The organism is Actinophytocola sp. (genome assembly GCF_045807065.1).
GTDB lineage: Bacteria > Actinomycetota > Actinomycetes > Mycobacteriales > Pseudonocardiaceae > Actinophytocola.
Window position 1 is genome coordinate 1 of record NZ_JBJMIE010000216.1, and the last position, 7059, is coordinate 7059.

The window sequence follows — 7059 nt, forward strand, 5'->3', positions numbered from 1 at the left end:
ACAACTGGACCATGGGCGCGTACTGCGAGAGCTACTGCCGGCTCGTCACCATCCACCACACCCTCGAGGACACGTCGATGTACCCGCAACTGCGCCGCGGCGACGCCCGCCTCGGCCCGGTGCTCGACCGGCTGACCGAGGAGCACCACGTGATCCACGACGTGCTGGAACGCGTGGACGCCGCACTCGTCGCGACGGTCGCCGAGCCCACCCTGGTCGGGGACCTCCAAGCGGCGGTCGACCTGCTCACCGACACCCTGCTGTCCCACCTGTCGTACGAGGAGCGCGAGCTGGTCGAACCGCTGGCCCGCATGTCCGCGCGGTTCTGACCACCTCACTCGATTGGAGTCACGACACTTCCGCGGTCGAACCGTTACCGTGAGACCTCCACTGCAAGGGGGAACGAACGGTGGGCGACGTCCGGTTCTCGCCACGCCACTGGCACCTGTGGCGGCGATCCCGGCCGGTCATCGCGTTCATCCTGATCGTCGAGGCGCTCGCGGTCGCCGCGATGGCGAGCACGGCCACCGCGATGCCCGTCACCCGTTTCCACTGGCTCTGGTTCGGCCTGCTGGCGACCGCCTCGGCGGTGTGCCTGGAGTCGGCGATCGGGCTGGAGCGGATCCGGGACGCCGACGACGACGGCGAGCCGCACGCCCACCTGCTGTCCGTGTGGGCCTTCGCCGGGGTCCTGCTCCTGCCGCCGTCGCTGCTGTGCGGGCTGATCCTGCTCGGGTACCTGCACCACTGGGCCCGCGTGTACCGGTACGAGGTGCCCACGCACCGCAAGGTGTTCACCGCGGCCACCGTCGTGCTGGGCGGCCTCGCCGCCTACTGGGTGCTGTACTCGGTGTACCCGGGGGAGTCGTTCGTCGGCGCGCTGGACGGCCCGCGCGGGTTGCTCGTGGTGATCGCCGCCGCGGTCGTCTACCGGGTGGTGAACTACGGGCTGACCGTCGCCGTGATCCTGGCGACCCACCTCGACCGCCCGGTCCGCGACGCGCTCGGGGCGCCCAGCGACCAGCTGATGCTGTTCGGCGCGGTGGGACTCGGCTGTGGCGTGGCCGTCGTGATGACCGCACGGCCGTGGTGGACACCGCTGCTGATCGTCACCGTCCTGGCCCTGCACGCGGGGTTGCTGATGCCGAAGTTCCGCGACGCCAGCCGCAGCGACGCCAAGACGGGACTGTTCGACGCGGTGTTCTGGGCGAAGCTCGTGACCGACGAGCTGGCGCGGACGAGGCGGACGAACGGCACGCTCGGCGTGCTGCTGCTCGACCTCGACCACTTCAAGCTGGTCAACGACGCCTACGGGCACCTCGCCGGGGACATGGTCCTGCGCGCGGTGGCCGACGCGCTCCGCCGGACGGTCCGGGGGAGGGACCGGATCGGCCGGTACGGCGGCGAGGAGTTCGCGATCGTGCTGCCCGGGGTGGGCGTCGACGACGTGTCCAAGGCGGCCGAACGGGTGCGGGCCGCGGTGGCCGGGCTGGCTGTTTCCGTGTTCGACTTCGACAGTGAGGAGAAGGTGGTCAGCGGTCTGACGGCCTCGGTCGGTGCGGCTGTCTACCCGGTGCACGGAACCGATCGGACGTCGCTCCTGCTGGCCGCCGACGCCGCCCTGTACGCGGCGAAGACCGCGGGGCGGGACTGTACGCGTGTCGCGGGTGCGCGGGATCCCTCGGTGACCTTACGTTTCTCCGGCCGTTACCCGGACCAGACCTCGTAGCCAGCGTTGCGCCGGGTCGTCGTCCAGGCGTGGGTGCCACATCATCAGATAGGGCATGGGTTCTACTTCCGGTGGCGCCTTGACCACCCTCAGTTCTTCTCGGTCCAGTGTGGACACCAGGCGGGCGGGGAGGGTGGCGACCAGCTGAGTTCCCGGTACGGCCAGTACGGCGGCGGTGTGGTAGGGGACGGACAGTGCGGCCGTGCGGTGCTCGCCCAGCTCGGTCAGGCGTCTGTCCACCGCGGACTGCTCGCCCTGGAGGACGTCCACCATGACGTGTGCCGCGCCGAGGAACTCGTCCAGGGTCAGGGTTTCCCGGTCGGCCAGGGGGTTCTTCGCGGACATCAGGCAGACGAAGCGTTCCTCGAAGAGCAGCTCGCTGTGCAGCTCCGGGTCCGCGGACACCGCCACGAACGCCAGGTCCACCAGGCCGTGTGACACGTCCTCGAACACGCCGTTGTGCCACTGCTTGAACGTCATCGAGGCCTTCGGTGCCGCGTGGAACAGCCGGCGGGACAGGCCGGGGCCGAGGACCGAGGTCGTGAAGTCCGTGCCCATCAGACGGAAGCTGTCGGTCGCGGCCCTGGGGTCGAAGCCTTCGGTGCCGAACACGAACTCGAGCCGGGGAAGGATGCCGGCGAGCTCACGCTGGATCCGTTCCGCGCGAGGCGTGAGCTCGTAACCGTTCCGCGTGCGCACCAGCAGCTCGTCGTCCAGCGTGCGCCGCAGCCGCTGCAGAGCCCGGCTGGTCGCCGGCTGCGACAACCCGATCCGGTCGGCGGCGCGGGAGACGTGCCGCTCCTCGAGCAGCGCGGCCAGCGCGACCAACAGGTTCAGGTCGACACGCCGCAGCTGGGTGGTGCGCACGAGGGGCACGATGTCATACCGCCGGGTGCAGCAGGTCCGCCAGGCCGATCCGGCGCAGGAACTCCGACCGGACCCGGTCGGCCACCGCGTTGACCACGGCCGCGCCGTCGTCGGAGGGGTCGACGTGTACCCGGAAGGGGCGGCTGCCCTTGGGCGTGTCCACCACCCGCACGATCGCCCGTGCCACCTCCGCCACGTCCGCGTCCGGGGGCTCCAGTTCGGCCAGTGCCGCGCCCACCTGGTCCATCAGGCCGGGGTAGCGCGGCTCGTACTCCGCCGCGACCGCCGTGTCCGCCGGGGTGCCGCTGTGTGCGAAGTGGTTGGTGCCACTGGTGAACGCACCGGGAACGATGATCGACGTCTCGATGCCGAAGCGGGCCAGCTCCAGCGCGTAGCTCGCCGCCAGCGCGTCCATGGCCGCCTTCGCCGCGAAGTACGGGGCCAGGTATGGCGGGGTGCCGCCGCGGGTGCTGGAGCTGCCGACCCACACCACCAGGCCGTCGCCGCGGGCGCGCATCGCCGGCAGCAGCTTGCGGTTGACGCGTTGGGTGCCCAGCACGTTCGTCTCGTAGAGGGACGCGTACTGCGCCGGCGTGAACGCTTCCGCCGGCCCGGTGACCATGTGACCCGCGTTGTGGACGATCACGTCCAGGTCCGGCAGGTCCAGCGCGGCCACCGACTCGTCGGACGTGACGTCCAGCTCGACCGGGACCAGGCCGTACGCTCTGGCCTCCTCGGCTTCCGGGCGGGAGCCCGCGTCGCGCATGCCGGCGTGGACCGTGTGCCCGGCGTCCTTCAGCGCGTGGGCGGTGAGTGCGCCGAAACCGCTCGACGCTCCGGTGACCAGGATGCGCGCCATCAGGCGATGCCTCCGTTCGCGTACAGGACCTGGCCGTTGACCCACCGCGCCGGGCCGGCGAGGAATGCCACGACCTCCGCGATGTCCCGCGGTTGGCCGAGCCGCTCCAGCGGGGGAGCCGAGGACAGGCGGTCGATGGCCTCCTGGGTGTTGTTCTCCAGGAAGAGCGCGGTCGCGGTCGGGCCGGGGGCGACGGCGTTCACGGTGATGTCGCGGCCGCGCAGTTCGCGGGCGAGGACCAGCGTCATCGTCTCGACGGCGCCCTTGCTCGCGCCGTACGCCGTGTAGCCCGGGGCCCGGAGGCGCGTCACGGAGGACGAGAAGTTGATCAGCGCGCCGCCCTTCCGCAGCCGCCGTGCCGCCTGCTGTGACACAACGAACGCGCCCCGCACGTTCGTGCGGTGGATGCGGTCGAACTCCGCCAGCGACAGGTCCACCAGCGGGGTCGGCTCGTTCATCACGCCCGCCGCGTTGACCACCACGTCGACGCCGCCGAACTCCTGCTCGGCACGGTCGAAGACCGCCGAAACCGCCTGCTCATCGGCGATGTCCGCCTGCGCGGCGATGGCGCGGCCGCCCTTGCTCGTGACCTCCTCGACGGCGCTGTCGGCGTCCGCCGAGCGTCCCGCGTACACGACGACCAGTGCGAGACCGTCCGCCGCCAGCCGCGAAACCGTTTCCCTGCCGATGCCTCGCGACCCACCGGTCACGATGGCCACCCGTTGTGTTTCCGTCATGCCACCAATGTGCTCCGCGTGGAACTATGTGTCCAATGCAACATCATGATGTCGGCTATGCGCTCCGTGCATTATGTGGTTCATGAGACCATGATTGGTATGCGCTACCTGTTGCTCATCGGAGGCGAGGACGACGGGTCCGGGGTGACGTCCAAGGACGTGTGCGGCGAGGGGGACGCGGTGGCGTGGGCCGAGGAGATGACGCGGCGGCGCGTGCTGCTGAACGGCCAGGTGCTGCACCCACCCGAGGACGCGACGACGGTGCGCGTGCGCGACGGCCAGGTGCTGGTGTCCGACGGGCCGTTCGCCGAGACGAAGGAGCAGATCGGCGGGCTGTGCGTGATCGAGTGCGCCGATCTGGACGAGGCGTTGGAGATCGCGGCGGCCCACCCGGTCGCGCGGTACGGGATGGTCGAGGTGCGGCCGATCTGGGAGTGAAAGAGGCGGTGGCCGCCGCCTTCCGGGACGAGTGGGGACAGGTCGTCGCCACGCTCATCGGGCTGACCGGCGACTGGGACCTGGCGGAGGAGTGCGCTTCCGACGCGTTCGCCGCTGCCCTGACCGCCTGGGAGCGCGACGGCGTGCCCCGGCGGCCGGGCGCCTGGCTGACCACCGCCGCCCGCAACCGTGCCGTGGACCGCCTGCGGCGCGAGAAGGTCGGCGCGGAGAAGCTGCGCGAGCTGGTCCACCTGACCCCGGAAACCGAGCCACCGCAGGAGATCGTCGACGACCGGCTGCGGCTGATCTTCACCTGTTGCCATCCGGCGCTGGCGTTCGAGGCGCGGGTGGCGCTGACGCTGCGCACGCTCGCCGGACTGTCCACACCGGAGATAGCCAGGGCGTTCATGGTGCCGGAACCGACCATGGCACAACGGTTGGTGCGGGCCAAGCGCAAGATCCGCGATGCCCGCATCCCCTACCGCGTGCCACCGGCCGACGCGCTGCCGGCCCGGTTGACCGCGGTGCTCGGCGTGGTGTACCTGCTGTTCAACGAGGGCTACGCGGCGACGGCCGGAGAGGACCTCGTGCGGCGGAACCTGAGCGCGGAGGCGATCCGGCTCGGCCGGGTGCTGGTGTCGTTGCTGCCGGGGGAACCGGAGGCCATGGGCCTGCTGGCGTTGATGCTGTTGCACGACGCACGCCGGGCGGCACGGACGTCGCCGGAGGGCGAGCTGGTCACCCTGGAGGACCAGGACCGCACCCGGTGGGACGCCGCCGAGATCGCGGAGGGCGACGCGGTGCTGGAGTCCGCGCTGCGACTCGGCTCGCCGGGCCCGTACCAGATCCAGGCGGCGATCGCGGCGTGCCACGCGACGGCCAGGACCGCCGGTGAGACCGACTGGCCGCAGATCGCCGCGCTGTACACGCAGCTGGCCAAGTACGTGCCATCGCCGGTGGTGGCACTGAACCACGCGGTCGCGGTGGCGATGGCGGACGGCCCCGCCGCCGGACTCGCACTGGCCGACTCGCTCGACCTGCCGGGTTACCACCTGCTGCCGGCCACGCGCGCGGACCTGCTGCGCAGACTGGGGCGGTTCGAGGAGGCCGCGTCGGCGTACCGGGAGGCGCTGTCGCTGGTGACGTCCGAGGTGGAGCGGCGCTACCTGACGGCCCGGCTCGAAGAAGTTTCCCCGTAGGTGTCGATCCGGAGGCAGGCTGTACGTCGGTGGGTATGATCGCGACTTCGACTCATGGTTCCCCGACCGACCCGGCGGTGCTGCTCATCGGCGGCAGCGGCTCGTCGATGGACTGGTGGGAGCCGGACTTCTGCGCACGATTGACCGGCCGGTACGTGATCCGGTACGACCACCGCGACACCGGCGAGTCGCCGAGCTACCCGCCGGGCCGCCCCGGCTACACGGGCTACGACCTGGTGACGGACGCGCTGACGGTCCTCGACCAGCTGGGCGTGGCGGCGGCACACGTGGTGGGCATCTCGATGGGCGGCGCACTGGCGCAGCTCCTGGCACTGGACCACCCGACCCGCGTCCTGTCCCTGACGGCCATCTCGACCAGCGCCGGCGCCGGCGACCCGGACCTACCCGCCATGACCCCCGAGGCGAAGGCCGCCTTCGCCACACTGTCCGAACCGGACTGGACCGACGACACCGCCGTCATCGCCTACCTGGTGGACGTCCAACGCGTGATGTCAGTGGAACCCTTCGACGAAGCCGAAACCCGCGCCATCGCCACCCGGGCCGTGACCCGCACCAAGAACAACGAGTCAAGCCACAAGAACCACCACGCCACCGAGGGCGCCGCCACCCCGTGGCGCCACCGCCTGCCCGAGATCACCGTCCCCACCCTGATCCTCCACGGCGACGAGGACCCCCTCTTCCCACTACCGCACGGAGAGGCACTGGCCCGCGAGATCCCAGGCGCCCGACTGGTGGTCCTCCCCCACACGGGCCACGAGTTCCCCCGCCGCAACTGGCCACTGGTGGTACGGGAAATCCTGGCCCTGACCAGCTGAAACCCCGAGTTGTCCACAACCGCGCCAGTTATCCACACCCAAGATCGACAACGCCCGACTGTCGGTGCCCACCGGTAGAACGGGACCGGGGCCGCCCCCCCCGGGTTCGGGTGGGGGCTGCCCACGTAACCATCTGGGCGCGCGTTGATTAAGGAACTGGCGAGGCCGAGGCCTGGGCGGGAGGGTCCCTCGGGTTCCGCCCAGGCCTCGCCCCGGGTTCCGGGTTCCGCCCCACTCGCATTCCCGCCCATCTCGCCCTCGGTCCCGCCTTGCCTCCGGCTGTGCCTTGCCTCCGGCTGTGCCTTGCCTCCGGCTGTGCCTTGCCTCCGGCTGTGCCTTGCCTCCGGCTGTGCCTTGCCTCCGGCTGTGCCTTGCCTCCGGCTGTGCCTTGCCT

8 protein-coding genes are annotated in these 7059 nt (G+C 71.0%); 5 read left to right on the plus strand and 3 right to left on the minus strand.

What is annotated here, in order from left to right; all coding sequences use genetic code 11:
* Both ACJ73U_RS12820 and ACJ73U_RS12825 read left to right on the plus strand, forming a co-directional pair.
* Positions 1-329, plus strand: a 329-nt coding sequence (locus ACJ73U_RS12820) for a hemerythrin domain-containing protein (protein WP_407777807.1), incomplete at its 5' end; no start/stop codon positions are given.
* A gap of 80 nt (positions 330-409) precedes the next feature.
* A complete protein-coding gene (locus ACJ73U_RS12825; RefSeq protein WP_407777808.1) occupies positions 410-1729 on the plus strand; it encodes a diguanylate cyclase in 1320 nt (439 codons plus the stop codon).
* Here the strand turns inward: ACJ73U_RS12825 and ACJ73U_RS12830 are convergent.
* From ACJ73U_RS12830 to ACJ73U_RS12840, 3 genes are read right to left on the minus strand one after another with little or no spacing between them, the layout of a single operon-like run.
* A complete protein-coding gene (locus ACJ73U_RS12830) occupies positions 1691-2596 on the minus strand; it encodes a LysR family transcriptional regulator (RefSeq protein WP_407777809.1) in 906 nt (301 codons plus the stop codon). The genes ACJ73U_RS12825 and ACJ73U_RS12830 overlap by 39 nt on opposite strands.
* A gap of 13 nt (positions 2597-2609) precedes the next feature.
* Positions 2610-3455 carry an SDR family NAD(P)-dependent oxidoreductase gene (locus ACJ73U_RS12835; protein ID WP_407777810.1) on the minus strand — a complete coding sequence of 282 codons (846 nt, stop codon included), beginning with the start codon at positions 3453-3455 and terminating at the stop codon, positions 2610-2612.
* Positions 3455-4192 carry an SDR family oxidoreductase gene (locus ACJ73U_RS12840; RefSeq protein WP_407777811.1) on the minus strand — a complete coding sequence of 246 codons (738 nt, stop codon included), beginning with the start codon at positions 4190-4192 and terminating at the stop codon, positions 3455-3457. The genes ACJ73U_RS12835 and ACJ73U_RS12840 overlap by 1 nt, the downstream gene beginning before the upstream one ends.
* 99 nt (positions 4193-4291) lie before the next feature.
* Between ACJ73U_RS12840 and ACJ73U_RS12845 the strand changes: the two genes are divergently transcribed.
* The 3 genes from ACJ73U_RS12845 to ACJ73U_RS12855 are packed head-to-tail and all read left to right on the plus strand — an operon-like array spanning position 4292 to position 6665.
* The gene (locus tag ACJ73U_RS12845; protein WP_407777812.1) at positions 4292-4630 is read left to right on the plus strand and encodes a YciI family protein; all 339 of its coding nucleotides are present in this window, start codon (positions 4292-4294) and stop codon (positions 4628-4630) included.
* Entirely contained in the window at positions 4621-5829 is a 1209-nt protein-coding gene (locus tag ACJ73U_RS12850; protein ID WP_407777814.1) for an RNA polymerase sigma factor, read from the plus strand. Before ACJ73U_RS12845 ends, ACJ73U_RS12850 begins: the two co-directional genes overlap by 10 nt.
* 35 nt (positions 5830-5864) lie before the next feature.
* Positions 5865-6665, plus strand: a complete 801-nt coding sequence (locus tag ACJ73U_RS12855) for an alpha/beta fold hydrolase (RefSeq protein ID WP_407777813.1) — start codon at positions 5865-5867, stop codon at positions 6663-6665.
* Positions 6666-7059 lie beyond the last annotated feature (394 nt).